Annotated in this window: 27 protein-coding genes; 22 read left to right on the top strand and 5 right to left on the bottom strand. The window is 70.4% G+C overall.

Translation table 11 applies throughout. The features are described from left to right. Positions 1–208 precede the first annotated feature (208 nt). Positions 209–1,921, top strand: a complete 1,713-nt coding sequence (gene leuA, locus DN771_RS17315) for a 2-isopropylmalate synthase (RefSeq protein ID WP_227462397.1) — start codon at positions 209–211, stop codon at positions 1,919–1,921. Between the two features lie 57 nt (positions 1,922–1,978). On the opposite strand, the gene DN771_RS17310 is transcribed toward leuA, so the two are convergent. Then, positions 1,979–3,898 (bottom strand): ATP-binding protein, encoded by a 1,920-nt coding sequence (locus tag DN771_RS17310; protein ID WP_162942066.1) that lies wholly within the window; start codon positions 3,896–3,898, stop codon positions 1,979–1,981. A 148-nt stretch (positions 3,899–4,046) separates the two neighbouring features. Here DN771_RS17310 and DN771_RS17305 point away from each other — a divergent pair, with 148 nt between their 5' ends. The 8 genes from DN771_RS17305 (at position 4,047) to DN771_RS17275 (ending at position 11,659) form a co-directional block, all read left to right on the top strand. Continuing rightward, a complete protein-coding gene (locus DN771_RS17305; protein WP_162942065.1) occupies positions 4,047–5,111 on the top strand; it encodes a response regulator in 1,065 nt (354 codons plus the stop codon). Further along, positions 5,104–6,114, top strand: a complete 1,011-nt coding sequence (locus DN771_RS17300; protein WP_205528640.1) for an ATP-grasp domain-containing protein — start codon at positions 5,104–5,106, stop codon at positions 6,112–6,114. Before DN771_RS17305 ends, DN771_RS17300 begins: the two co-directional genes overlap by 8 nt. Then, a complete protein-coding gene (locus DN771_RS17295) occupies positions 6,111–6,878 on the top strand; it encodes a PHP domain-containing protein (protein ID WP_116998799.1) in 768 nt (255 codons plus the stop codon). Before DN771_RS17300 ends, DN771_RS17295 begins: the two co-directional genes overlap by 4 nt. After that, the gene (locus DN771_RS17290) at positions 6,875–8,359 is read left to right on the top strand and encodes a glycosyltransferase family 2 protein (RefSeq protein ID WP_116998798.1); all 1,485 of its coding nucleotides are present in this window, start codon (positions 6,875–6,877) and stop codon (positions 8,357–8,359) included. The genes DN771_RS17295 and DN771_RS17290 overlap by 4 nt, the downstream gene beginning before the upstream one ends. Continuing rightward, positions 8,356–8,529: a hypothetical protein gene (locus DN771_RS29625; protein ID WP_162942064.1), complete on the top strand. Its 174-nt coding sequence runs from the start codon at positions 8,356–8,358 to the stop codon at positions 8,527–8,529. The genes DN771_RS17290 and DN771_RS29625 overlap by 4 nt, the downstream gene beginning before the upstream one ends. Before the next feature lie 124 nt (positions 8,530–8,653). Then, a complete protein-coding gene (locus tag DN771_RS17285) occupies positions 8,654–10,081 on the top strand; it encodes an aldehyde dehydrogenase family protein (protein WP_116998843.1) in 1,428 nt (475 codons plus the stop codon). 81 nt (positions 10,082–10,162) lie between these two features. Next, complete coding sequence (locus DN771_RS17280; RefSeq protein ID WP_162942063.1) at positions 10,163–11,158, top strand: diadenylate cyclase; 996 nt, start codon at positions 10,163–10,165, stop codon at positions 11,156–11,158. An 87-nt stretch (positions 11,159–11,245) separates the two neighbouring features. Further along, a complete protein-coding gene (locus DN771_RS17275) occupies positions 11,246–11,659 on the top strand; it encodes a pyridoxamine 5'-phosphate oxidase family protein (RefSeq protein ID WP_227462395.1) in 414 nt (137 codons plus the stop codon). A gap of 16 nt (positions 11,660–11,675) precedes the next feature. Here the strand turns inward: DN771_RS17275 and DN771_RS17270 are convergent, their stop codons facing one another. Then, positions 11,676–12,812, bottom strand: a complete 1,137-nt coding sequence (locus DN771_RS17270) for a helix-turn-helix domain-containing protein (RefSeq protein WP_116998796.1) — start codon at positions 12,810–12,812, stop codon at positions 11,676–11,678. A 109-nt stretch (positions 12,813–12,921) separates the two neighbouring features. Between DN771_RS17270 and DN771_RS17265 the strand changes: the two genes are divergently transcribed. The 3 genes from DN771_RS17265 to DN771_RS17255 are packed head-to-tail and all read left to right on the top strand — an operon-like array spanning position 12,922 to position 15,690. Then, on the top strand, positions 12,922–13,587 hold the full coding sequence (locus tag DN771_RS17265; RefSeq protein WP_205528639.1) for a hemerythrin domain-containing protein: 666 nt from the start codon (positions 12,922–12,924) through the stop codon (positions 13,585–13,587). Position 13,588: 1 nt separating this feature from the next. Next, complete coding sequence (locus DN771_RS17260; protein WP_116998841.1) at positions 13,589–14,410, top strand: class I SAM-dependent methyltransferase; 822 nt, start codon at positions 13,589–13,591, stop codon at positions 14,408–14,410. Between the two features lie 56 nt (positions 14,411–14,466). After that, positions 14,467–15,690 carry an acyl-CoA dehydrogenase family protein gene (locus tag DN771_RS17255; protein ID WP_116998794.1) on the top strand — a complete coding sequence of 408 codons (1,224 nt, stop codon included), beginning with the start codon at positions 14,467–14,469 and terminating at the stop codon, positions 15,688–15,690. 19 nt (positions 15,691–15,709) lie between these two features. Here DN771_RS17255 and DN771_RS17250 read toward each other — a convergent pair whose 3' ends face one another. Then, a complete protein-coding gene (locus DN771_RS17250) occupies positions 15,710–16,669 on the bottom strand; it encodes a helix-turn-helix transcriptional regulator (RefSeq protein WP_116998793.1) in 960 nt (319 codons plus the stop codon). 71 nt (positions 16,670–16,740) lie between these two features. Between DN771_RS17250 and DN771_RS17245 the strand changes: the two genes are divergently transcribed. Genes DN771_RS17245 through DN771_RS17225 form a run of 5 tightly spaced genes read left to right on the top strand, consistent with a single transcriptional unit; the run spans position 16,741 to position 20,456 of the window. Then, on the top strand, positions 16,741–17,589 hold the full coding sequence (locus tag DN771_RS17245; RefSeq protein ID WP_116998792.1) for a DinB family protein: 849 nt from the start codon (positions 16,741–16,743) through the stop codon (positions 17,587–17,589). A gap of 1 nt (position 17,590) precedes the next feature. Continuing rightward, positions 17,591–18,274, top strand: coding sequence for an alpha/beta fold hydrolase (locus DN771_RS17240; protein ID WP_116998791.1), 684 nt, complete (start codon positions 17,591–17,593; stop codon positions 18,272–18,274). Positions 18,275–18,286: 12 nt separating this feature from the next. After that, positions 18,287–18,973, top strand: coding sequence for a VOC family protein (locus tag DN771_RS17235; protein ID WP_116998790.1), 687 nt, complete (start codon positions 18,287–18,289; stop codon positions 18,971–18,973). A gap of 1 nt (position 18,974) precedes the next feature. Further along, positions 18,975–19,628 carry a VOC family protein gene (locus tag DN771_RS17230; RefSeq protein WP_116998789.1) on the top strand — a complete coding sequence of 218 codons (654 nt, stop codon included), beginning with the start codon at positions 18,975–18,977 and terminating at the stop codon, positions 19,626–19,628. Positions 19,629–19,670: 42 nt separating this feature from the next. After that, the gene (locus DN771_RS17225; RefSeq protein ID WP_116998788.1) at positions 19,671–20,456 is read left to right on the top strand and encodes an SDR family NAD(P)-dependent oxidoreductase; all 786 of its coding nucleotides are present in this window, start codon (positions 19,671–19,673) and stop codon (positions 20,454–20,456) included. Positions 20,457–20,577: 121 nt separating this feature from the next. Here DN771_RS17225 and DN771_RS17220 read toward each other — a convergent pair whose 3' ends face one another. Next, on the bottom strand, positions 20,578–20,790 hold the full coding sequence (locus DN771_RS17220) for a hypothetical protein (protein ID WP_162942060.1): 213 nt from the start codon (positions 20,788–20,790) through the stop codon (positions 20,578–20,580). Between the two features lie 187 nt (positions 20,791–20,977). On the opposite strand from DN771_RS17220, the gene DN771_RS17215 reads away from it, so the two are divergent. The 5 genes from DN771_RS17215 (at position 20,978) to DN771_RS17195 (ending at position 25,930) form a co-directional block, all read left to right on the top strand. Then, positions 20,978–21,817 carry a DUF899 family protein gene (locus DN771_RS17215; RefSeq protein ID WP_116998786.1) on the top strand — a complete coding sequence of 280 codons (840 nt, stop codon included), beginning with the start codon at positions 20,978–20,980 and terminating at the stop codon, positions 21,815–21,817. 136 nt (positions 21,818–21,953) lie between these two features. Beyond that, positions 21,954–22,979, top strand: coding sequence for an ABC transporter permease (locus DN771_RS17210; RefSeq protein WP_116998785.1), 1,026 nt, complete (start codon positions 21,954–21,956; stop codon positions 22,977–22,979). Then, on the top strand, positions 22,963–23,856 hold the full coding sequence (locus tag DN771_RS17205; protein ID WP_116998784.1) for an ABC transporter permease: 894 nt from the start codon (positions 22,963–22,965) through the stop codon (positions 23,854–23,856). Before DN771_RS17210 ends, DN771_RS17205 begins: the two co-directional genes overlap by 17 nt. Next, positions 23,853–24,887, top strand: coding sequence for an ABC transporter ATP-binding protein (locus DN771_RS17200; protein ID WP_116998783.1), 1,035 nt, complete (start codon positions 23,853–23,855; stop codon positions 24,885–24,887). Before DN771_RS17205 ends, DN771_RS17200 begins: the two co-directional genes overlap by 4 nt. After that, complete coding sequence (locus DN771_RS17195) at positions 24,884–25,930, top strand: ABC transporter ATP-binding protein (RefSeq protein ID WP_227462394.1); 1,047 nt, start codon at positions 24,884–24,886, stop codon at positions 25,928–25,930. Before DN771_RS17200 ends, DN771_RS17195 begins: the two co-directional genes overlap by 4 nt. Here the strand turns inward: DN771_RS17195 and DN771_RS17190 are convergent. Further along, a complete protein-coding gene (locus DN771_RS17190; protein ID WP_162942059.1) occupies positions 25,900–26,541 on the bottom strand; it encodes a TetR family transcriptional regulator in 642 nt (213 codons plus the stop codon). The genes DN771_RS17195 and DN771_RS17190 overlap by 31 nt on opposite strands. Positions 26,542–26,615: the final 74 nt, after the last annotated feature.

The following is a 26,615-nucleotide window of genomic DNA, read 5'->3' as shown; positions in this document are numbered from 1 at the left end:
CAGCGTAATGGGAAGGTGGCCATTCGGCGTTGATGGCCACCCCTGGGCCGGTGTATGGTTGCTCCGATGACGCGCCGCGGCCTCCTCCTCCTTACGTAGGGCGAGCGCCACATATTCGCGTTCGCCCGCCCCCGCCCTCCCGGCCGGGGGCCTTTCGCTTTTTCGGCCGGGTTTCGTTCCTCCCCTTCTCCACCGAAAGCGACCTGCCATGCCCCCTGCCCCCGTGACCCCCAGGAAGATGCCCTTCGAGAAGTACCGCCCGTGGGTGCCGATCGTCCTCGAGGACCGCACCTGGCCCAACGTCGTGATCGACAAGGCACCACTGTGGTGCTCGGTCGACCTGCGCGACGGCAACCAGGCCCTCATCGAGCCGATGGACCCGGTCCGCAAGCGCAAGATGTTCGACGCCCTGGTGAAGATGGGCTTCAAGGAGATCGAGGTCGGCTTCCCGGCCGCCAGCCAGCCCGACTTCGACTTCATCCGTCAGTTGATCGAAGAGGATCTCATCCCCGACGATGTGACGATCCAGGTGCTGGTGCAGTGCCGCGAGGAGCTGATCCAGCGCACCTACGAGTGCCTCCAGGGTGCGCGCCGGGCCATCGTCCACTTCTACAACTCGACCAACCCGCTGCAGCGCGAGGTCGTGTTCGGCAGTGACAAGGCCGGCATCGTCGACATCGCCGTCAACGCCGCCCGCCTGTGCCGCAAGCTCGAAGACACCGTGCCGGGCACCGAGATCCGCTACGAGTACTCCCCCGAGAGCTTCACGCTCACCGAGCCCGAGTTCGCCGTCGAGATCTGCGAGGCGGTGATGGACGTCGTCGAGCCGACGCCCGATCGCAGGATCATCCTCAACCTGCCGGCCACGGTCGAGTGCTACACGGCCAACGTCTACGGCGACGTGATCGAGTGGTTCGGCCGCACGATCAAGCGGCGCGACTCGGTGATCATCAGCCTGCATCCACACAACGACCGCGGCACGGGCACGGCGGCGGCCGAGTTCGGGATCATGGCCGGCGCCGACCGGGTGGAGGGCACGCTGTTCGGCAACGGCGAGCGCACCGGCAACCTCGACGTCGTCAACGTGGCGATGAACCTGTTCATGAACGGCGTCGACCCCGAGCTGGACATCAGCGACATCGACGCGCTGCGTCGCGTCGCCGAGTACGCCAACCGCCTGCCCGTCGGTCCCCGTCACCCGTGGGCCGGTGATCTCGTGTACACGTCGTTCAGCGGCAGTCACCAGGACGCCATCAAGAAGGGCTTCGACGCGCTGCCCCCCGACTACGACACGTGGGGGGTTCCGTACCTGCCGATCGACCCCAAGCACGTCGGGCGCACGTACGACGCCGTGATCCGCGTGAACAGCCAGTCGGGCAAGGGCGGCGTCTCGTACATCATGCGCGAGGAGCACGGCTTCGACCTGCCCCGGCGCATGCAGATCGAGTTCTCCAAGACGATCCAGCACGTCAGCGAGGACACCGGCACCGAGATCACCCCGGCGGCGATGTGGGAGGCGTTCCGTGACGAGTACCTCCCCGAGTCGCCGCGGTTCACGCTGGTCGGCCACGAGCTGCACACCCGCACCGTCACGAGCGACGGCGGCGACAACGGCGAATCCCGCACCACCGTCACCGCGCAGGTGGTCGTCGACGGCGAGCATCGCACGGTCAGCGGCGAAGCCGGCGGGCCGATCTCGGCGTTCGTGAAGGGCCTGCGCGAGTCGTTCGGAGTCGACCTCGACGTCCGCGACTACGCCGAGCACTCCTTGCTCACCGGCGGCGCCGAGGCCAACGCCGCGGCGTACGTCGAGGTCGTCGGCGCAGACGGCGAGCCACGCTGGGGAATCGGCGTCGATCCCGACATCACCACCGCCGGGCTCAAGGCGGTCCTCGGCGCCGTGGAGCGCCTGCCGCACTGACGCAGCCGGACGCGGCGAGTCTGGCCGGCGCCTCCCGCCGGCCAGGCTCATCGCCCGTCAGATCGTCGCCCCCAGTCCGTCGAGGACGCGCCCGAGGCGCTCGAGGTCGATCGGCTTGGTGAGGTAGTCGGCGGCGCCCGCCTCGAGGAGCCGGCGGCGACCACCGTCGGTGGCGTCGGCCGAGAGCACGATCACCGGGACCTCCGCCGTCCGCGGGTCGTTCTTCAGCATGGCGAGCACCTCGTCGCCGTTGATGTCGGGCAGGTGCAGATCGAGGAGCACGGCCGCCGGCTGCAGTTCGCGAGCGAGCTCGACGGCCATGCCGCCCTGCATCGCCACCTCGAGGTGCTCGTCGCGACCGCGCATGAAGCGCTCGAGGACGCGCACGTTGGCGAGGTTGTCCTCCACGAGGAGCACGGTGGTGGCAGCCGGGTGATCCACGACCGATCGCGACTCCACCTCCGGAACCGCGTGGTCCGCGGCAGCGGGCGCCTCGGCTGCCTGGAACTCGACCCAGAACCGTGACCCGCGCCCCACCACGCTGTCGACACCGATCGATCCGCCCATCGCCTCGACGAGCGACTTCGACAGGGCCAGACCGACGCCGGTGCCCTCGATCGCACTCGTGGCCTCGAGCCGCTCGAACGGCAGGAACAGGCGGGCCTGCCCGTCACGGCTGATGCCCGGGCCACTGTCGGTCACGCTCACCACGACGGTGCCGGACGAGTCCTGGCGCTCGGCGGCGACCACGACGGTGCCGGGCGTCGAGTTGTACTTGATCGCGTTGGACACCAGGTTCAACAGAACCTGCCGGATGCGCTGATGATCGGCCGTCACGGCCAAGGCCGGGTCGACCGTCGACGACACCATCACCGACCGGTCCGCGGCCTGAGGAGCGAGCAGGGCGGCGACGCTCTCGACCACGTCGCCGACGACGACCGGTTCGAGCGACAGCGACAGGTGGCCGGTGGCGATCCGCGAGATGTCGAGCAGGTCGTTGATCAGCGCGAGCAGGTGACGGCCGGCCTTGACGATCTGATCGATCGCCTCCCGATCCTCCTGGTGCAGGCGCTCCTCGAGCTGGAGCAGCTGACCGAACCCCAAGATCGCGGTGAGCGGCGTCCGCAGCTCATGGCTCATCCGCGAGAGGAACTCGTCCTTCTCGCGGGTCGCCGCGAGGGCGGCGTCACGGCTGCGAGCGATGTCGTCGTTCGCCGAGATGAGCAGCTTCCCGGCGTCGACGAGCTCCGACGCGAGCACGCCGAGCTCGTCGCGCGACTCCGGCACGACGTCGCCGAGATCACCGCCGGCGACGACGTGGGCGGCGAGCTCCTTCATCTCCCGGATGCGCTTCACGAAGTTGCGCACGAAGACCATCAGGGCGATCGAGCTGAGGAGCAGCGAGGCGACCATGCCGGTGACCAGAGCGATCAGCACCGACCTGCTGGCGGCGTCGATGTCGGCTCGGGCCTGCTGGAGATCCCCCTCGAGCACGGCGATCAGATCACCCACTTCGCGGGCCACCTCGTCCGCCGCCACCCGTAGCTGCTGCAGGATCCGATCAGGGACCGGTGACGGTCCGCTGGCCGCATCACGGACCTCGGAGCTCGCCTCGATGTAGGTGTCCAGCCGTTCGGCGACCCGCTCGACCGCCGGTTGCAGGTCGTCGCCGAGACCCTCGTCGAGTTCCGCGATCGCGGCATCGTGCCCGGCGATCAGGCGGTCCAGGGATTCGAGGTCGGTGGCGTCCTCGGACAGCACGTACCGCAGGACGCCGATGTCGGACACGACGGTGTCGACCGCAAGATCGAACCCCTGGTCGCGAAGGCGTTGGATCTCGCGAGCATGCTCCCGTGTCGTCTCCTGACGATGGTTCAGCGCGATCGCGTAGGCCGCAGGAATCGCCATGGCCAGTGCCGGCACGATGACCAGTACGGAGACCTTCCGGCGGAGGGGGAGGTTCCACCACCAGCGCATCTTGCGGGCGGTACGCGGACGGGACGACGCTGGCGCGTCTGTTGAGGAGGGCGGCGGACCCATAGGTTCCTAGTCGATCAGATTTCTCGGCCGAATAGCGCGATGCGGCTGGAGAAGTAGTCGCTGTTGGCTATTGTTGACGTCTGTGGTGACCGACGGGGAGCATCCGCCGGTACGGCGGAATCCGCGGCATGTGCTGGTCGTCGAGGACGACGAGGCGACCGCGACGTATTTCGCACGGGCGCTCGAACGCGCCGAGTACCGGGTGACCACAGCAGGCTCGGCTCCCGACGCGATCGACGTCCTCGTCACCACGCCGATCGACGCCCTCCTCGTCGACATCGGCCTGCCGGGGCGGTCCGGTTTCGATCTCGTCACGGAGATCAAGGAACGGTGGCCGGCGATCCCGATCGCCCTGACGACGGCCGACGCGAGCATGGACGTCGCCGTCCGCGCCCTGCGCAGCCAGGTCGACGACTTCCTCGCCAAGCCGGTGGCTCCCGACCAGCTGGCCCGCCAGGTCGAGCGACTGCTGCAGGTGGCCGAGGCGCGGCGCAACGACGCGGCCGAACGGGTGCTGGCCATCGGCGCCCACCCCGACGACGTCGAGATCGGCGTCGGTGGCATCCTGCTCGCCCACCGCGACGCCGGCGACATCACCGCGGTGCTCACCATGAGTCGCGGGAGTCGGGGCGGAGATCAGGGCCGGCGCGCCGAGGAGTCGGCCCAGGCCGCCGCGATCCTCGGCGCCCGCCTCGTCCTCGAGGACCTGGAGGACACGCGCATTCCGGAGTCGGACCCGACGGTGGGCATCATCGAGCGGGTGATCGCCGAGTTCCAGCCGACGATCGTGTACACGCACACCGTCCATGACGTGCACCAGGATCACCGGAACGTCCACCGTGCCACGCTGGTCGCCGCGCGTGGTGTTCCCGGGGTCTACTGCTACGAGAGCCCATCGGCGACGGTCGACTTCCACCCGGCCCGCTTCGCGTCGATCGAGCCCCACATCGACGAGAAGCTCGACGTGATCGCCTCGTACCGCACGCAGACCGAGACGAGGGCCTACCTGGATCCCGAGCTGATCCGATCCACCGGCCGCTACTGGGGCCGCTTCGGCGACGCGAGGTACTGCGAGCCGCTGGAGGTGGTCCGTGACCGCTCGAGCAGCCGGCGCTTCGCCCGCCCGCAGAGGGCCACGGCCAGTGTCTGACGCCCCGTCGCCGACCGACCTCTCCGGCGTCCGGATCGCGGTCACCGGCGCCGGCGGCCCGGCGGCCGTGGCGTTCATGCAGTCGGTGCATCGCGCCGGCGCCGAGGTCTGGGCCGTCGACATCGATCCGTACGCGGCCGGGCTGTACCTCGTCGGCGCCGACCGACGAGCGCTCGTCCCTCGCGGTGACTCCGCCGAGTTCGTCGACGTCGTCGCCGAGCGGTGCGGCGAGTGGGGCATCGACGTGCTCGTGCCCACGGTCGACGTCGAACTGCTCCCCGTCGCCAGGGCGACGACTGAGTTCGAAGCCCGCGGCACCAAGGTGCTCGGATCGTCCGTGGAGACGCTCGAGCGTTGCCTCGACAAGTGGACGGTGCTCAGATCGTGCGCCGGGGTGGTCGAGGTGCCGGCAACCGCCGTGCTCGACGACGGGTTCGACGACACGACGTGGTCGTTTCCGGCGATCGCCAAGCCGCGGCTCGGCAGTGGCGGCCGCGGCGTCACCCTCGTCGAGACTGCGGGGGGGACGCGTTCACTGCCCCGGGACGGCTCGTACATCGTGCAGGAACTGCTGCCGGGACTGGAGCACTCCCTCGACGTCCTGGCCTACCGCGACGGCCACGTCGCCGCCGTCGTCCCCCGGTCGCGGCTGAAGGTCGACTCCGGGATCGCCGTCGCCGGCACGGTCGATCCGGACGAGGACCTCATCACCTACGGGCGGCGGGTGGCCCAGGCACTCGGGCTCACGTCGGTCGCCAACGTGCAGGTGAAACAGGCGGCGAACGGTGCCCCACGGCTGCTCGAGGTCAATCCCCGGTTCCCGGGCAGCATGCCGCTCACCATCGCCGCCGGCGCCGACATGCCGGTGCTCGCGGTCGCCGACGTGCTCGGTCGCGACGTCCCCGCCGACGTACCCATCCGGGCCCTGGCGATGGTGCGGACGTGGACCGAGACCTACTTCGATCCCAGCGAACTTCTCGACCGATCGGTGGTCGCCCGATGACGTTTCCCCGACTGGACCGCCATTCCGATCTCCACGTGCACTCCACGTTCTCCGACGGTGCGAGCACGATCGACGAGAACCTCGCGTCGGCGGCCGGGCACGGTCTGCACACGCTCGGCATGGTGGACCACGTCCGTCGTTCGACCGACTGGGTGCCGTCGTTCGTCGACGCGGTGCGCGCGCTCGACGGCCACTCGGGGCTGCGGGTGCTGTGCGGGGTCGAGGCCAAGATCCTCGACACCAGCGGGCTGATGGACATGCCGGCCGACATGCCGACGCTCGACTACGTGCTCGTCGCCGATCACCAGCTCCCCCGTCCCGACGGCCCGATGCATCCGCGCGACGCGGAGGCGCTGCTCGCCGAGCACGAGCTCTCGACCGACGAGGTGATCGCCGACCTCGTCGAGGCCACCGTCAACGCCCTCGGTTGCTACGACCGGGTCATCGTCGCTCACCTGTTCAGCATCCTGCCCAAGTGCGGCCTCCACGAGGACCAGGTGCCGGATGCGCTGGTGCGACGCATCGGTCAGGCGGTGGTACGCCACGGGGCCGTGGTCGAGGTGAACGAGAAGTGGTCGTGCCCGTCTCGCCGGGTCGTCGACCTGCTCGTGGGCGAGGGCGTGCCGATCACGATGAGCACCGACGCCCACCACGAGCAGCGGGTCGGCCGCTACGACTACGTGACGAGCACGCTCGCCCACCTGACCGCCGACGTGACTGCCGAACAGGCCGTCGACGAGACCGCCGCGGGCGCGCCTCCGTGAGCCGGACGGTCGAGTGGGCCCTGGTCGTCGTGGCCGTGATCGGGGCGCTCCCCTACGTCGTCGCTGTGATCCAGCTGCTCATCGTCGGAGGACACCGGTACCGCAGCCACCTCGACCGCAGCGCTCCGTACTTCCCCCGCACGGCGATCCTCGTCCCTGCGTGGAACGAGGCGCCGGTGCTCCGCGACACGATCGAGCGCCTCGTCGCCCTCGAGTACCCCATCGACCGGCTGCGCATCGTGGTCGTCGACGATGCGAGCACCGACGACACGCCGGCCGTCCTCGCCGCGATGATCGAGCGCTATCCGGACACGGTCGTCCACCTGCGCCGCGAGCACGGTGGCCAAGGCAAGGCCCACACGCTCAACCACGGGCTGGCCCATGTGCTGGCGGACGACTGGGCCGAAGCCGTGCTGATCATGGACGCCGACGTCGTGTTCACCCCGCCGTCGTTGCGTCGGCTGACCCGTCACCTCGCCGACCCCGAGGTCGGGGCCGTCACCGGCTACATCAAGGAAGGCAGCGGCGACAAGAACGGGATCCGTCTCACGATCGCCTTCGAGTACACCGTCGCCCAGGCGATCGCCCGGCGGGCGCAGAACGTCGGCGGGGCCCTCGCCTGCCTGGCCGGCGGAGCCCAGTTGCACAGCCGGGCCAACCTCGAGGCGATCGGCGGGGCGATCGACACCTCGACGCTGGCCGAAGACACGGTGACGACGTTTCTCACCCAGCTCGGGGGCCGCAAGGTCGTGTTCGATCCCAACGCCGTCGTCTGGGCCGAGGAGCCCGACACGGTCGATGGGGTGTGGAAGCAGCGCCTGCGCTGGGCCCGCGGCAACGTGCAAGTCACGCGCCGCTTCCACCGGGTGTTCTTCCGGCCGTCGCCGACGCATCGCCTCGGCGGCCTCCTGTTCGGACTCTGGTGGTACACGCTCATGGCACTGCCGATCCTGATGATCACCTCGTCGGCGGCGCTCGTCGGTCTCTGGGCGATGGAGTCCTCCCTCGAGAAGGATGCCTTCCGGTGGTTGTGGATCGCCAACGGTCTGAGCTTCCTGTTCCTCCTCGTCTTCACGTGGCTCGTGGACCCCGAGATCGGCTGGCGGGCGTGGCTGCGCGGGATCATGTTCCCGGGACTCGTGTCGGCGTTGATCATCGTCGGCAGCGTGTTCCCGCCGGTGAATGACGGCCTCCGCGACACGTTCTCCGATGTCACGGGTGTGTCCATCACCGACGGCATCGAGCGAGCGGTCGCCCTCGCCGCGTACCTCTGGGTGTCGCTCTGCATGGTCGCCGCGTACCTGGTGTGGCGGGTCGACCGGGCCGGCCACCATCGGCTCGCCGGAGCGCTCCTGTGGATCGTCGGCTACGGACCGCTGCAGTGCGCGATCACGTTCACCGGCTTCGTCAAGGAAGCACGCCACGCTGAGCTGGTGTGGGACAAGACCGTGAAGTCGGGCGGGGTCGCGGCGCGCTCATGAGTGATCCAACCGGTCCGTCGCTCCCGCCGAGCCTCCCCGGTGAGGTCTCCGAGTATCCCGACGACCTCGACGACAGCCGACGAGCCGAGCGCCACGTGATGTGGAAGGAGGCGGCCGCGCTCGCGGTCGTCGCCGCCGTGATCGTGGTCCGGCAGCTCTGGCTCTCCTGAGCGCCCCGTCGGCGGGACGGCGGTCCGATCGTGACCGCGATGTCGTGCTGTACTACACCTGCAGAGTGCGGGCACGCCCGAACGACCCGAAGGGAACGAGAACATGACACAGACAGAGAGCGCCGTGAAGGCATTCGACAAGCTGTTCATCGACGGCGCGTGGGTGGCGTCGTCGGGCACCGAGACGCTCGACGTGGTCGACTCGGTCACCGAGCAGGTGATGGCGACGATCCCGGCCGGCACGGCCGAGGACGTCGACCGGGCGGTCGCTGCGGCCCGCGCCGCGTTCGAGTCGTGGTCCTCCACTCCCGTCGAGGAGCGGGCCAAGTACCTGAGCCGCATCGGCGACGCGCTGGCCGCCCGCACCGACGAGATCGCCACGGCGATCTCCAAGGAGACGGGCATGGTCACGTGGCTCTCCAAGCTCGTGCAGGTCGGTCTGCCCATCAACAGCTTCAAGTCGGCCGCCGCGCTGGCCGAGAGCTACCAGTACGAGGAGACGGTCGGCAACTCGCTGGTGGTCCGCGAGCCCATCGGCGTCGTCGGCTGCATCACGCCGTGGAACTACCCGCTCCACCAGATCGCTGCCAAGGCCGCCTACGCCATCGCCGCCGGGTGCACCGTCGTGCTGAAGCCGAGCGAGGTCGCTCCGGTCGACGCGTTCATCCTCGCCGAGATCATCGCCGAGGTCGGGCTCCCCGCCGGCGTGTTCAACCTCGTGTCCGGTGTCGGCCCGGTGGTCGGCGAGGCGATCGCTCGCCACCCTGACGTCGACATGGTGTCGTTCACCGGCTCCACCCGCGCCGGCACCCGCGTAGCCCAGGTGGGCGCCGAAACCGTGAAGCGGGTCGCCCTCGAGCTCGGCGGCAAGTCCGCCAACGTGCTGCTCGACGACCTCGACACCGAGGGCTTCGCCAAGGCGGTGGGCGACGGGGTGCAGAAGGCGTTCCTCAACTCCGGCCAGACGTGCTCGGCCCTCACCCGCATGCTCGTGCCCCGGGACCGGCTCGCCGAGGCCGAGCAGGTCGCTGCGGCGGCCGTCGAGCGTGTCGTCGTGGGCGACCCGTTCGGAGAGGGCGTCCACCTCGGACCGCTCGCCTCGGCCGCCCAGCGCGACCGCGTGCAGGGGTACATCACCAAGGGCATCGACGAGGGCGCCACGCTGGTCGCCGGTGGTCCGGGAGCCCCCGAAGGGCTCGACACCGGCTACTACGTCCGGCCCACCGTGTTCTCCGGCGTCACGCCCGAGATGACGATCGCCCAGGAGGAGATCTTCGGGCCGGTGCTGTCGATCCTCCCCTACGACGACGAGGACGATGCCGTCCGCATCGCCAACGGCGTGGTGTACGGCCTGTCGGGAGGTGTGTGGTCGGCCGACAAGGACCGTGCCGTCGCCGTGGCCCGGCGCCTGCGCACCGGCCAGGTGGAGATCAACGGCGGGGCGTTCAACGCCAATGCGCCGTTCGGCGGCTACAAGCAGTCGGGCAACGGCCGGGAGTACGGCCGCCACGGGTTCGAGGAGTTCCTCGAGACGAAGTCCCTGCAACTCTGAGCAGCGCTCGCGATGAGCCTGGCCCGCACGATGAGCGGGTCAGGCTCATCGCGGCGCCGATTTCGGCGTTCAATGGGTCGCATGACGCACCCAGCTCCCGAGACGGCGGGCGAACGCCGGCGACGTCGACTGCGGCGCCTGCGCGAGGAACTGCTCGATGCCGACGTCCCGATCGACCTCGACGGTGCCTCCGGCGAGGCGCTCATCGAGGAACTCGACTACGCCCGCTTCCCCCACACCCACGAGGGCGTCTCCCCGGTCTTCGGGGCGCTCATCGTCCCCGACGAGGTGATCGATCCGGCGCGGCTGGGCTTCCCCGCCCTGGTCGAGATCACCGACATCGACCACGACGTCGTCCGGAGACTCGCCGACGGCCGCACGTCGTTCATCGCCCGGCACGATCACGGTGTGGTCGCCCTGGTGTCGTTCGACCGGACGATCGAGCACGAAGCGACCGCGGTGCAGGTGGCGACGAGCGCCGGCATCACCGTGGTCCAACGCCAGTACACCGGCTCGATCCGGGTGTTCGCGCCGAACGCCGTCATCACCTGGGACGGCGCCCGCTGGTGGTCCAAGCCCCTGGCGAGCCAGCTCGCCCGCACGATCAGGGCCGCCCGGCCCGAGCTGCTCTCGCCCGTCCTCGACGGGCTCACCGAGTTCTGTGTCCACTGGCTGAGCGCCGGCCGCGTCGGCGCGTTGCTCGTGTGGCAGACCGAAGGCACCGGCTCGCCGAGTCACCTGGGCGTCAGGGCCAGCGTCGCCATCCCGCCACTCGAGATGACCGAGCGGCAGCACTACGCGGCCCTGCGCAACGCCCTGGCCCAGACCGATCGGGCGGCGCTCGTGTCGCCCGGGGGGCGGGTCGACCGGATCGGTGTGGCGTTGCGGTGGAGCGAAGAGGCCGTCGCCGTCGTGCCCGCCTACAGGGGGACCAGGCACACGTCGGCCCGGCGTTTCTCTCGCGACGAACCGAGCGCCGTCGTCTTCGCCGTCTCGTCGGCCGGTCCGGTGTCGGTGCTGCACGGCGGCGAGATCATCAGCGTGGCGACGACGACCCCACCCGGCGACACCGACTGATCGGGCCGGCCCACGTCGGGACGTTCGGCACTACCGACCGGCGTGCCGCTCACCGACGATGGAGGCATGGACACCGATCATCTGGGCATGACCGTCTTGGACACGAGCGACTGCCTCGAACTCCTCCGGGGTGAGGCGGTCGGTCGGTTGGCGGTGTCGATCCGTGACCAGCCGGACATCTTCCCGATCAACCACATCGTCGATCACGGCACGATCGTCTTCCGGACGGCCGAGGGCACGAAGCTCGCCGCCTCGGTCCTCGGCCGGGGCGTCGCGTTCGAGGTGGACGGCTACGACGCCGAGGCCGGTGAGGCCTGGAGCGTCGTCGTGCACGGTCGGGCTGTCGAGATCGAACGCCTCGAGGAGATCCTCCAGGCGCTCGATCTGCCGCTGTTCCCCTGGCAGGCGGCGCCGAAGCACCGCTTCGTGCGCATCGAACCGTTCGAGATCACCGGCCGCCGGTTCCACGTGGTCGACAAGTCGCACTGGACCGACGGCTGACGCGACGCCGACCGCTTCAGGTGGAGTCGACGCGAACCACGTCGGGGGCGTGGGCCGACGCGTAGAAGTCCGTGTACAGCTTGGCGACGAGTTCCCCGCGGCTCGACACGCCAGTCTTGGCGAAGATCGCCTTGACGTGGTCGCGCACCGTGTGGGTGGAGAGGAAGAGCTCGTCGGCGATCTGGCCGGTGCCGACGCCGCGAGCGATCATCCCGATGATCTGCTGCTCTCGCTCGGAGAGATCGAACGCCTCGATCACGATCGGCGCGATCGCCGACGGCAGGGCCGGCTCGATGACGAGCGCCGTCTCCCCGATCGTGCCGTCCGGCCGACGGAGGCACGACGCGTGACAGGTGAGCCAGCGCCCGGCCCGTGTGCGCACTCGCGTGCGGGCCACGCCGTCACAGGCCCCGTGGCGCACGGCGCCGGCGCGGAAGACGGTGATCATCATCCACACCGGGACATCCACCCCGTGATCGGTGTCATGGCCCGGCTCGACAGGGAGCTCGGCGAGCCACATCCGCGCCTCGTCGTTGACGGAGACGACCTCGTGGTCGGCATCGAACAGCAGGAGTCCTGGGCGATCGCTCGTCGGGCGTTGCCCGAGGGCCTCGGACGGGCGGGCGTGCCGGCGGATCGAGTCGGCGAGCGGCTCCGACAGCTCGGCGACGATCGCGGTCTCCTCGGGAGTGAACGGCTCGCTCCCCCCGCGACGCCACAGCGTGAGCGTTCCCCACGGCGAACCGTCGACGCGCAGCACGGCGCGCAGCTCGTCGTCGAGCTCGAGCGATCGCATGAAGCGCCGGTAGCGACGGCTCCGTGCGGGAACGCCGACCGTGGCGCGCAGCGACGCGGCGGGAACGGAGGCCCGGCCGAGCTGCCGGAAGAGGTTGACGTCGTCGAGCAGCAACTCGTCCTGCCAATGTCCGGCGCACACCGATTGCGAGATCGCGTCCAGCCCCTCGATGCGCACCGGCGACGTCGGCAACCCGGTCCCCGGATCGGTACCCAGCCATGCCGCCGCGTCGAACGGGACGAGCCGGGCGAGACGGGCCGAGGCGCGGGCGAACACGTCGCCGGGTGAGGTACCCCGACGAGCCTGGGCGATCAGCTCGTCACGAATGCGACGCGTGTCGGCCTGCGAACGGGCCATGAACCCAGTCCATCATCGGGGCGCCTCCCTGCCAACCCCCGATTGAGGGATCTGCAGAACCCCCAGGTGAGGGATGGTCGCGCGGAACCGGAAGACGGATGGTGAAGGTGTGATTCCCGACGTACCAACCGCCAGTTTCGACCGCGACGTCGCCGGCGTGAGAGAGACCCGCGTCGTCCACGACGTACACCGGGTCGCCACGTCGCTGCTCGCCGACATCGTCACCAGTCGCGCCGACGGCGTGGCCGCCTTCCGCGACTTCGTGGTGGCGATGCTCGAGCATCACCACGCCGCCGAGGACGACGACCTGTGGGCGATGCTCGCCGCCCGATCGCCTGGCTTGACCGCCCAGCTCGACTGGCTGACGCACGAGCACGACGCCCTGCAACACGCTCTCGACGCACTGCGCGGGCTCCCGCTCGGCGACGGCGACGCGCCTGATGCGTCGCTGATCCAGGCCACCGCCATCCGCGATCTCGTCCACGAGCATCTCGCCCACGAAGAGCCCGTCCTGTTCCCCGCCCTCGAACACGTGCTCCCGGAGTACGAGTGGGAGGGGTTCTCGACACGAACGGTCGCCTCCGCACCACAGGAGGGCCTCCCGCTGCTGATCGCCCTCGTTCACGAGGTGGGCTGCCCGTCGGACGTCGACCTCGTCTTCCGGCACGTGCCGCCCGAGGGCAGAGCGACGATCCCCGACCGCCGCGCCGAAGGCGACCGGGCACTGCGCGAGCTGCGCGCCGCGGCACGGCCGGCACGTGGACGGCAACGGTGACATGAGCTCCGTGCCCAGGACCGGCTACGTGTTCCGCACCGCCGAGGACGCCGAGCGCGACCGGCTGGACGCCCACCGGGAGCTCTGGGACGCCTTCACGTTCCGGCGACTCGCCGCCACGGGCATCACCGCCGGCTGGCACTGCCTCGAGATCGGCGCCGGCACCGGCTCGGTGGCCATGTGGCTCGCCGACCGCGTGGGGACGACCGGCCTGGTCGTCGCCACCGATGTCGAGACCCGTTGGCTGGATGCGGGCGACTCGACGAACATCGTCGTCCGCCACCACAACGTGACCGCCGACCCGCTCGACGAGGAGGGCTTCGACCTGGTCCACGCCCGTTTGGTCCTCGAACACCTGCCCGACCGCCCTGCCGTGGTCGCCAAGCTCGTCGCCGCCCTCCGCCCCGGCGGCTTCCTCGTCGTCGAGGACTACGACGTGCGGCCGATGGCGCTGATCGATCGGCCCGACGACGACTGGGTCGACGTCCACGCGGCGGCCGTCGAGGTGCTGCGACGGCGCGGCACCGACCTGAGATGTGGCCAGGCGCTGCCGGCCCTGCTCCGGCACGCCGGGCTCGACGCCGTGACCGCCGAGGGACTCGTCCATCCGATGACGATCCCCGCGCTGGCACCGGTGTTCCGTCCGGCGCTCGAGCAGGTCGCCCCGCTCATCCTGCAGTCGGGCGCCGTCACGCAGGTGCAACTCGACCACGTGCTGTCGATGTTCGACGAGCTCGACCATCCGGCGGTCTCGTACACCCCGGCCCTCGTGTCGGTCACGGGGCGGCGACGAGTCGCATCGCCACTCCCAGCCGGGCCATGATCGCAGCGGCGTTCGACGCGCCGCCGCATTCCGACACCCGCCGAGGGGGGATTTCGATGACCGAGACCGTGAACGACCTTGCCGCTTTCGCTGGCAGCGTCCGATCGTGGCTCGACGACAACTGGGACCCGGGCATCCCTCGCCGGGACTGGATCGACCGCGTCATCGACGCCGGCTATGCCGTGCCGACGTGGCCGACGGAGTGGTTCGGCCTCGGTCTCGACGGTGCCCACGGCCGGGTCGTGGCCGACGAGTTCCGGCGGGTCGGCGCACCCGGCTCGCGCCAGGACGTCCACAACCTCTGGGCGAACACGCTCCTCGCCTACGGCACCGACCAGCTCAAGCACCAGCTGGTCCGGCCGCTTCTCCACGGCGACGTGGCGATGTGCCTGCTCTACTCGGAGCCCGGGGCCGGCTCCGACCTGGCCGGACTGCAGACACGCGCCGACCGCGACGGCGACGAGTTCGTCGTCACCGGTCAGAAGGTGTGGACGTCGGGGGCCAAGGAGGCCGAGTACGGGATGCTCGTGGCCCGCACCGACTGGGACGTGCCGAAGCACCGCGGCATCTCGTTCTTCTTCTTCCCCATGCGCCAGCCCGGCGTCGAGGTCCGGCCGATCCGCCAGATCACCGGCGAGTCGCACTTCAACGAGGTGTTCATCGACCGCGCACGGGTGCCGGCCGCCAACCTGCTCGGCGGCCTGGGCGACGGCTGGCGCGTGCTGCAGACCGCCCTCGCCTACGAACGGTCCGTGATGGGCGACATGGCCAGGGGGCCACGCAAGTCGCTCGACACGAAGTTCGCCAGCCCCGACGAGGGGTCGACGGCATCGTCGAGCGCCGAGGTCGATCTCGGCGCGCTCGCCCGCGAGGTCGGTCGCGCCGACGATCCGGTGCTCCGCCAGGCGATCGTCAGGGTCCACACCCTCCGCACGGTCAACAAGTGGAACGCGCAGCGCGCCAAGGCCCAACTCAAGCAGGGCGAGTCGTCGCCCATCCTGTCGCTCGGCAAGCTCGCCATGTCGCGGATCCTCCACGAGGGGGCCCACGTCCAGCGGCTGATCGTCGGCGCCGATGCCCTCCTCGACGGGCTCGAGAACCCCCGCGGTGACGCCGCCAACTTCCTGTCGCTCAACGCCTACTTCACGTCGATCGGCGGCGGCACCGACCAGATCCAGCGCAACATCATCGGCGAGCGGGTGCTCGGGCTGCCGAAGGAACCGGAAGTCGACCGCGACATCCCCTTCCGCGACGTCCAAAAGGCCACCGTCACCCGCTGAACCTCGCGGCGGCCGATGGTCACGGCCGGCAGGCGTTCGTGAGGCGGGCGGCCACCGCGGCGACCGCAGCGCGCAGCTCAGGGCCCTCCTCCACCCGGAACGAGAACGGCAGCTGGGCCAGCCATTCGCCGGCGTACATCTCGGGGTTCTGGGTACTCCCGACGAGGACGCACCCATCGCCATCCGGCTCGAGTCGTCCCATCGACGGGCCGACCCAGTGGGCCACGTCGTCGCGCGGCGCGTCGAACACCACGCGCGTGGGGAACGCCCAGCCGGTGCCGAGGTTCTCCTCGAGCACGGCGACGGCGTCGAGCCCGGCAGGCGGCGTGAAGCGGTAGGGCAGCACGGCGATCGAGCCGATGCGGTCGACGCGGTACGTGCGGATGGCGTCGGCACGATGTGAGTGACAGAGCAGGTACCACAGTCCGTAGCGCACGACCACCGCCCACGGGTCGACCTCCGTCACCCAGTGGTTGCCGGCCTGGCTGGAGTAGCTGATCTCGACACGCCGGTGATCGGCGACCGCTGCGACGAGCGAGCTGGTCACGCTGGGGTCGGGCCGCACCGAACGGTCATCGGGCGCTCCCGCCGCGTGCTGCCGCAGGGCTGCCGCCTGCCGGCCGACTTTCTCGGGGAGCACGCGGATGACCTTCTCCAGCGCCGCGCCGACCCCGTCGTCGTGATCCCCGGCCGCGGCCGGATGGCTCTCGAGCACCGCCATCACGAGCTCGAGCGCCTCGTCCTCGGTGAAGACCACGGGCGGGAGCCCGCTCCCCCGCTGCAGCCGGTAGCCGCCGTAGCGACCGCGCACGGACTCGACGGCGATGCCGGCTTCGCGCAGGATCTCGACGTAGCGCCGAGCCGCCCGCTCGGTGACGCCGAGACGGTCGGCGAGGTCGTTGGCGGTGGCACCGGGGCGGGCGTGGAGCAGGTCGAGCGCCCGGAGTGCCCGCGCCGTCGGGCTGAGGGCGGTCGTCACGTCGTCGACCCTACGAGAAATTCTCTGATACCGGAAGAGGATCGTCCGGATTGCGTTTTACCGTGCCCGGCATGGCGACATTCACCGACGACGACCTCAGCGGGTCGAGCTTCGAACGAGTCCTGCTCAACGGCGCGACGTTCACCCGGACACGGTTCCTCGACGCCACGTTCCGCACCGTGAACTTCTCCGGCGCCACCATCCGGGGCGCCGCCCTCCAGGGCGTACGGATGTCAGGGGTCGAGCTGTTCGACGTCGTGATCGACGGCGACCTCCACAACACGGTCGTGAACGGCGTCGACATCGCACCGCTCGTGGAGGCCGAGCTCGATCGACGGATGCCCGATCGCACCCTCCTCAAGCCCACCGACGCCCGCGGGTACGTCACGGCGTGGGACATGCTGGAACGACGCTGGGCCGAGACGCTCGAGCACGCCCGCACGCTCCCCGAGAGCGAGCTGCATCGCAGCGTCGCCGGCGAGTGGTCGTTCATCCAGACGCTGCGCCACCTCAACTTCGCCAGCGCAGCATGGATCGGACGCATGGTCCTCGGTATCGAGTCGCCGTTCCACCCGCTCGACCTGCCGTGGGACGAGGCCCCCCTCACGGTGGAGATCCCCGGGGACCGCGACGCCACGCCATCGCTCGACGAGGTGCTCGCCATCCGCGCCGAGCGCCAGGCGATGGTGCGCGGGGTCATCGAGGCGTTGACCGACGAGCAGCTGGACTCCACCGTGAGCCGGACGGGGCCGGGCTGGCCCCAGGAGGAGAACTTCCCCATCAGGGAGTGCCTGCACATCGTGCTGTTCGAGGAGTGGGAGCATCGGCTGTTCGCCGAGCGGGACCTCGCTGCCCTGCAGGCCGAACCGGCGGAGGCGCTCGAGCCGGCAGCGCTCGAACCGGCAGCGGAGGCGAGCTGACATGGACATCGTGCTGGCCGGCGGCCTCTGGCTCGACGGTACCGCGTGGGACCAGGTGGTCCCCGAACTCCGGGCGCTCGGTCACCGCGGCATCCCCGTGCTGCTGCCGGGTCAGGGCGACGGTGCGAACGGCGCCACGCTGGCCGATCAGGCTGCCGCCGTGGTCGAGGCGATCGACACCGCCACCGCCCCCGTGGCCGTGGTGGGGCATTCGGCGGCGTGCACGCTGGCGTGGATCGGCGCCGATCGCCGCCCCGACGCGGTGTCGCGGGTGATCCTCATCGGGGGCTTCCCGAAAGCCGACGGCGACACCTACGCCGACTACTTCGAGATCGTCGACGGCGCGATGCCGTTTCCCGGCTGGGAGCCGTTCGACGGACCCGACACGGCGGACTTCGACGACGCCCTGCGCGATCGCGTCGCCGCCGCAGCCGTGCCGGTTCCCGAAGGGGTGAGCCGGGGAACGGTGGAGCTGTCCGACGACCGCCGGTTCGATGTGCCGGTCACCATCGTCTGCCCCGAGTTCGGTCCCGACGACGCCCGGGGCTGGGTGGCCGGCGGCGACGTGCCCGAGCTGTCGAAGGCGCGCTCGGTGGAGTACGTGGACATCGACACCGGGCACTGGCCGATGTTCACGGCGCCCGCGCTGCTGGCCCGAGTGCTCGCCGACGCTGTGTCGCGCTGACTGCGACGACCGATGACCCCACGGGAACACGACGCCCACGGGCGCCTGCCCGGCGACCCGATCAGCGCCAAGCAGTTCCACGACGCGCCGGGCACAGAGGGCTGGCACGTGCTGTACGAGGGTGCCCAGGCACTGTTCCCGACCCGCTCGCACGCCGAGGCGTCGGAGTTCGTCGTCCGGGTGGTGGCGGCGGCCACCGAGCTCGGTAGCGAGCCCGACATCGACCTGCGACCCGAGAGCGTCACCGTGCGCACGGCCTCGGGTCCCGGCCGGCGACTCTTCGCCGTCGACATCGAGGTCGCCCGGCAGGTGTCGGCGATCGCTCGGCACATGGACCTGTCCCCCGACCCGTCGGCGCTGCGGCCGATCCAGATCGCCGTCGCCGAGGGCCCCGGCGTGGAGACCGCACCGTTCTGGCTCGCCGTCCTCGGCTACGTGCGCCGGGGCGGTCTCGTCGTCGATCCGCTGCGGCGCTCACCCCGGCTGTGGTTCGACGAGATCGGCACGATCGGCCGCGGACGTACGCATGTCGACGTCTCCGTTCCCAACCACCAGGCCGACGCGACGGTCGCCGCGATGTTGGCCGCCGGCGGACGCCTCGCCGACGACTCGCATGCACCCGACTGGTGGACGCTGGCCTCACCCGACAACCACGGCATCGACATCGCCGCGTGGGGCGACGTCCACGAGGAGGCGTGAGGTGGACGATCCCGAGATCCTGACGCCCGCCGCCTTCCATGCGGCCCCCGGCGTCAGCGAATGGCGGGTGCTCTTCACCGGAGCCCATGCCCACTGGCGGACGACGTCGCTGGAGCAGGGCGCCGCCCTCGTCGCGGCCATCGCCGGCACGGTGGCCGAACTGGACCGCGCCCCGGACGTCGACCTGCGGCCACGTGGCGTGGTCGTCCGCACCTCGCGACCGGACCACCGCCTCGACGCCACCGACGTGGCAGTCGCCCAGCGGGTGTCGGCGGCGGCATCGGCACTCGGGCTCGAGCCCGACCCGTCGGTGCTGCAGGTGATCCAGCTCGCCGTCGCACAGGGGCCCGGCGTCGACGTCCGGCCCTTCTGGAACGCTGCCCTCGGCTACGTCGACCACGGCCCCGAGGACTCGGGCGATCCCCACCGGCGCGGCCCATGGCTGTGGTTCCACGACATCGAGCCGGCCGTCAACGGCCGCGGTCGGACCCACATCGACGTGTCGGTCCCCGCCGACGTCGCCGCAGTACGAGTCCAGGCGGCGTTGGCGGCGGGCGGCCGCCTCGTCGACGACTCGCACGCCCCCCGGTGGTGGACGCTCGCCTCCCCCGACAACCACGGCGTCGACATCGCCGCGTGGCCCGACCTCGGCTGAGCCGCTACGTGACGGCGCCCTCCCACCGGCCAAGCTGGCGGCATGGATCTCCAGCTCACCGACCGCGTCGCCATCGTCACCGGCGGGAGCAAGGGCATCGGCAAGGCCTGCGCCCGCACGCTCGCCACCGAGGGATGCCGCGTCGTCGTGGCGTCACGCACCGCCGCCGACCTCGAGGCGACGGCCGCCGAGCTGGGTGACCGGGTCGAGGCGATCACCGTCGACACGAGCGACGGCGACTCGATCAAGCGGCTCGTCGCCACCACGGTCGAACGCCACGGACGCATCGACATCCTCGTCAACTCGGCCGCCAAGCCGATGGGGCAGGCGGCCCCACCGAAGCTGGCCGAGATCACCGAGTCGCTCTTCTGGGACGACATGAACGTCAAGGTGCTCGGCTATCTCCGCTGCGCGCAGGAGGTGTCGCCCCACATGATCGCCGCCGGCTGGGGCCGGATCATCAACATCTCCGGTCTCGGCGCCCGCTCCACCGGGTCGGCGATCGGGTCGATGCGCAACGTCGCCGTGGCCGCGATGACGAAGAACCTCGCCGACGAGCTCGGCCCCCACGGCATCAACGTCACGGTCGTGCACCCGGGTCTCACCCGCACCGAGGCGACGCCCGGGGTGATCGCCCGCGTCGCCGCCGGCCGCGGCATCAGCGCCGAGGAGGCCGAGACAAGCCTGGTGCGCAACTCGACCCGGCACTTCGTCGACGCCACCGAGGTGGCCGACGTCGTCGCCTTCCTGGCGTCGCCCCGCTCGGTGTCGATCACCGGCGACGCCATCGCCTGCGGCGGCGGCCAGCCCGGCGCGATCTACTACTGACCGCAGCCCGCGACGACCATCAGCGCGATGAGCGATGAGGCCGGCAGGCAGCCTCATCGCTCATCGCGCGTGTCGCGTCGACCGCGCGGCGTGTCGTTCCAGCCTCCACGCTCCTCTGCCGTCAGCCCTCGTCGTCGTCGTCCTGCTCCCGCGCCACCCTCGTAGCGAGATCGTCCTCCAGGTCGTACACGGAGCCCTGGTCGTCGACCACGTACGGCCGATCGGGCGGATAGTCCTCCTCCGCGGCCGTGTCCTCGATCCGCTCGCCGTCGGTCGTGCTCTCGGACAACACCTCGTCGTCGAGCTGCTCGGCCCAGTTCTGCTCGTCGGTCATGACCGCGTCGTACCCGCTCGCCCGGCGCGGCCATGCCTCGACGGTCCACCACACCAGCATCTGGTGTTCGGGCCGGTTGGACGCCCGACAGGGGCGCCCGGCACTCGGAGGGCGTCGTGGCTACGTTGCTTGTGTCCCCCGGGCGACATGGGCAGTCCAGTCCACCCGGAGACGAAGGGAGGACCCGATGTCCGACGACGGAAGCACCGCGACACCGGACGTGGTCGATCGCGCGACGTTCGAGGAACAGGTCGAGGCCCTGCGCACCAGGGAGAAGGCCCACACGCGCGAGAGCGACGCCATCGCCGCGGCCCGACGCCGCCTGCCCATGGTCGAGGTCCCGGCCGACAGCCCGCTGCTCGGGCCGCGCGCCGGATTCACCCTCCTCGACGCCTTCGAGGGTCGCAGACAGCTCATCGCCTACTACTTCATGTGGTGGCCGGGCCGGCCGGCATCAGACCAGTGCGAGGGCTGCACGTGGGTGATCAGCCACGTCGGGGAACTGGCCTACCTGCACTCGCGCGACATCACCTTCGCCGTGCTCTGCCAGGGCCGCAACACCGCCTACGGACCCGGCGACGCGGCCACGTCGTACGACGAGAGCCTGCGCTACCGCGACTTCATGGGTTGGCACATGCCCTGGTACTCGGCGCAGCCGTCACTCGACACGCTGCTCGTCGGGCGCGAACACGGCCTGTTCCACCTGGTCTGCTACCTGCGCGACGGCGATCGCGTCTTCGAGACCTACTGGACGAAGCGTCGGGGAGCCGAGGCTGTGGACTACAGCTACGCCCTGATGGACCTCACGGTTTTCGGGCGTCAGGAGGAGTGGGAGGACTCGCCGCGGGACTGGCCGCCCCTCGGACAGGCGACCAGAACGCGCGGCGGCGCGCCCGACTGGCCGACGCTGTGGGACGAGTCGGGGGGACGCCCGACGTCGCAGTGGCCGCGGCTCGACGCCGGCCACTCCGACGACCTCGGTTCCGCAGGGTTCGATTCCGGCTCGCCGCCCGGGCACTGCCACTGACGCACGGCCGCGATGCGGCCGATGGCGGGCCGCGGGACATCCGCGCGCGCCAGGTTGACCGCGCGCCCTCTCACCGATAACGTATCGGCCAAATGGGGGAGACGATGCGGGTCGGAGGGGTGGCGAGGGGACCGGGATGAGCCTCGCCCCGGCCCATGCCCCCGCTCCGTCAGCCGCCACGCCACGGCAGCGTCACGTGCTCAGCCCTGGGGCCCGACGGCTTCTCACACGCCTCCCGCGCCTCGTCGGCACGCTGTTGGCCGTCTCCTTCCTGACGTTCATGCTGACGTCCCTGCTGCCGGGCGATCCCGCGCTCACGATCCTCGGCGAGAACGCCTCCGACGAGCAGATCGCCGCGCTGCGCGACGACCTCGGCCTCGACGACCCGCTCCCCGAGCGTTACGTCGTCTGGCTCGGCGACGCCCTGCAGGGCGACCTCGGAGTCTCCTACCGCACCGGCCAGGATGTGACCGAGGCGATCCGCGAACGGCTGCCCGTGACGATCGAGCTCGGGCTCGTGTCGCTGGCGATGTCGCTCCTCGTCTCGATCCCCCTCGCCATCTGGTCGGCGTACCGGGCGGGAGGAGCACTGGATCGCGTGCTCACGACGACCTCGTTCGGACTGATGTCGATGCCGAGCTTCATGCTGGCGATGTTCCTCATCATCGTGTTCGCCGTCGAGCTGGGCTGGCTGCCGTCGACCGGCTGGGTCCCGCTCTCCGAGGACCCGGCCGGCAACATCCAGTCGGTGATCCTCCCGGCCATCGCCCTCGGCGCCAACGAGATCGCCATCTTCATGCGCATCCTGCGCTCGGACCTGATCACCACGCTGCGGCAGGACTCGATCGCGATGGCGAGATCGAAGGGTCTCTCCACGTCGCGGATCATGCTCTTCCACGCCCTGCGGCCCAGTTCGCTGTCGCTCCTCACCGTGGTCGGGGTGCAGATCGGCGCGATCGTGGGCGGCTCGGTCATCATCGAGACGATGTTCGCCCTGCCCGGGGTGGGCCGGCTGCTCGTCGACTCGATCGCCGAGCGTGACCTCATCACCGTTCAAGGGTTGGCGCTCGTCATCGGAGCCTCCGTCGTGATCGTCAACTTCCTGACCGACGCCATCTACTCGTTGGTCGACCCGAGGATCCGCGATGGCCGCGACCGCTGACGCGCTGCTCGACGGGACGACATCGGGCGCCGCCGACGACGTCGATGCCGCCGGCGCGCCCCGCCAGCGCGGTCGGGTCACGTTCGTCCTCGCCTGCGGATGGATGGCGTTGGTCCTCGTCGCCGCCGTCGGCGCCCGACTCCTCCCGCTGCCCGATCCGAACGAGATCGATCCCCGCAACGCACTCCTGCCGCCGGGCACCGATCACCTGCTGGGCACCGACGGACTCGGCCGCGACCAACTGAGCCGCATCGTGCACGGCGCGCAGGTGTCGATGATCGTCAGCGTCACCGCCGTGCTCGTCGGAGCGGTGATCGGCGGGTTGCTGGGTATGGTCGCCGGCTACCTGCGCGGACGCACCGAAGGCGTCGTGCTCGCGATCAGCGACGTCGTCTTGGCCTTTCCCGGCCTCGTCCTGCTCCTCGTCCTGCTCGCCTACGTCGGCCGCAGCCTGGTCGCCATCTCCCTGATCATCGGCCTGCTCTCGGTTCCGCTCTACGCCCGGGTCGCCCGCGCCAACACCATGTCGGTGACCGAGCGCGATTACGTCCGCGCCGCCGGCGTGCTCGGTGCGACCCGTGTCCGAATCGTGCTCCGGGAGATCCTTCCCAACATCGTGCTGCCGCTGACGGCGTACGCCTTCGTCGCCCTCGGCCGGGTCATCGTCCTCGAGGGCTCTCTCGCCTTCCTCGGCCTCAGTGTCAAGCCGCCCGACGCCACGTGGGGCCAGATGATCGCCGACAGCAAGCGGCACCTCGACGAGACGTTGTGGCCGGTGATCGTGCCCTGCAGCGTGATGTTCCTCACGGTGCTCAGCCTGAGCCTGATCGGCGACCGGCTGCGGGGACGGATCGACGTCCGGGGCGAGGCGCAATGAGTACCGACACGTTGCTCGAGGTCGACGACCTGCGGACGACGTTCGCCACTCCGCTCGGCACCGTCGTCGCCGTCGACGGCGTCAGTCTCCGAGTCGCGCGTGGGCAGACCGTCGGCATCGTCGGCGAGTCCGGCTCGGGAAAGTCCGTCCTCTCCCGCTCGATCCTGCGTCTCGTCGACGCCCGCAACGCCACCGTCACCGGGCGGGTGTTGCTCGACGGCCGCGATCTCCAGTCGTCGACCGAGCGGCAGTTGCGCGCGGTCCGCGGACGCGAGGCGGCGATGATCTTCCAGGATCCGATGACCGCGCTCAACGGCACGATGCGCATCGGCCGACAGCTCACCGAATCGATGCGCGAGCATCTCGACCTCGATCGCCGGCAGCGCCGCCAAGCTGCGGCCGATCTACTCCGGTCGGTCGGGATCCCCGCACCCGAGCGGCACCTGCGCCGGTACCCGCACCAGCTGTCGGGAGGGATGCGACAGCGCGCGATGATCGCCATCGCGTTGGCGTGTGGTCCGCAGCTGCTGATCGCCGACGAGCCGACGACAGCGCTCGACGTGACGATGCAGCGACAGGTGCTCGACCTGCTCGACGCCGAGCGGGCCGAGCGCGGCATGGCGATGATCCTCATCACCCACGACCTCGGCGTCGTCGCCGGCCGCGCCGACGAGATCCTCGTGATGTACGCCGGCCGAGTCGTCGAGCGAGCACCGGCATCGAGGATCTTCACCGCACCGCGCCACCCGTACACCGCCGGACTGCTCGGCTCGATTCCCCGACTGTCCGACGAGCCCGGCCGCGAACTGGCGACGATCCCGGGCAGCCCTCCGGTCGTGATCGGCCGGCGTGTCGGTTGCGCGTTCGCGCCCCGCTGCCCGTATGCCCGGTCCGAGTGCACGTCGACGACTCCCCCACTGGTGGCAGCCGAGGGACGTCACGGCGGACCCGCCGAGGGCGGCGACCACGCCCACGCCTGTCTGTTCCCGCTCGCCGCTCCCACGCTCGCTCGCAATGGCGGGCGACCGTGACCGCAGCGAGTCGACCGTCGATGGACGGGCACGGCGATCAGCCGATCCTGGAGCTCTCCGACGTGGTCGTCGAGTACGGACGTGGCCGAGACCGCTTCCAGGCGGTCGCCGGGGTCAGCCTGACGATCGGCCGGGGCGAGGTCGTCTCGATCGTCGGCGAGTCCGGCTGCGGGAAGTCGACGCTGGCGCGCGCCATCGTCCACGCCCCGCCGCCCACCGCCGGCTCGGTGCGCTTCGAGGGCACGGATCTCGCCACCCTCGCCCCCGCAGAACTGCGGCGCCTGCGCCCTCGCCTGCAGATGATCTTCCAAGACCCGATCTCGTCGTTGAACCCACGCCGGACCGCTCGAGAGATCGTCGCCGAAGGACCGGCGATCTGGGACCGCGCCGCTGACGACGCCGGAGCCGTCGACGACATGTTGCGCAACGTCGGCATCGATCCGCTCCGCCTGGGTGACCGCCGCCCCCACCAGTTCTCCGGAGGCCAGTGCCAGCGGATCTCGATCGCCCGCGCCGTCATACTGCGGCCCGACGTGCTCATCTGCGACGAACCCGTTTCGGCGCTCGACGTCTCCGTCCAGGCGCAGGTGCTCAACCTGCTCCGTCGACTGAAGGCAGAGCTCGGGCTGACGATGATCTTCATCGCCCACGACCTCGCCGTGGTCAAGAACATCAGCGACCGCGTGGCGGTGATGTACCTCGGCAAGGTGTGCGAGGTCGGCGAGGTCCGGACCATCTTCGACTCGCCCGCCCACCACTACACCGCCGCCCTTCTCGCGTCGGTTCCCGAGGCCGTAGAGCTCGGCGGGCCGAAGGCTCCGGCGATCTCCGGCGAGGTGCCGTCGCCGGCGTCACCCCCGTCGGGTTGCCGCTTCCGGACACGATGCCCCCGCGCCGAGGAGCGATGCTCGCTCGAGGAGCCGGCACTCCGCTCGGCCGGCGATGGGACGAACCACTTCGTCGCGTGTCACTTTCCCCTCGACTCGTCGGTCGCCGTCGCGACCACGACCGCTCAACCAGCGGTCGAGGGTCGAGCGCGCTGACGCGCTGAGGCCGCGATCGCTCGGGCGACGTTCTCGTGGAACAGCTGCAGCACGGAGAGGATCTCGTCGAGATCGGGAAAGTCGCCGTCGAGATGGCCGAGAGCGATCGTTTCGTTGACGGCGAGCAGTCCCGCGGCGATCATCCTCAACCGACGGTGATCCTCGTCCGTGACGTTCGGCGCACCGAGGCCGACGAGCCACGCCGTGAGGTTGTCGCGGCTCTTGTCCTGCTGGATGCGGGCGTCCTCTCCGACGATGCTCGTCGGGTCGATCCGGCTGCGCAGGACCAACCGGAACACCGCCGGGTGGGCGATCAGGCCCTTCACGTGGGCGGTGAATCGAACCCGGTAGTACTCGTCGATCGCGTCGAGGCTGGCCGCCTCGCGAACCTGACGGTTGAGCTCTCTGCGAGCTTCCCACACCTCGTCGACGAGGTCTCGCAGCAGGTGGTCGATGGACTGGAAGTGGACGTAGAAGCTCGACTGCGCGAGCCCGGCGCGCTTGGTGACCTCCACCGTCGTCACGTCGTTGACATCGCCCTCGTCGAGGATCGACAGCGCGGCATCGAGCAGCCGCTGACGTGACCTCGCTTTGGCTTCGGCTCGGGCCACCGGCTTCCTCGTCATCATCGGGCGGCAGGTTCCGATGTCGCTCCCGCGTACGCTTCCCGACCCGATGTTAGGAC

Source organism: Desertimonas flava (genome assembly GCF_003426815.1).
Classification (GTDB): domain Bacteria; phylum Actinomycetota; class Acidimicrobiia; order Acidimicrobiales; family Ilumatobacteraceae; genus Desertimonas; species Desertimonas flava.
This window is presented reverse-complemented; position numbering and strand designations above follow the sequence as displayed.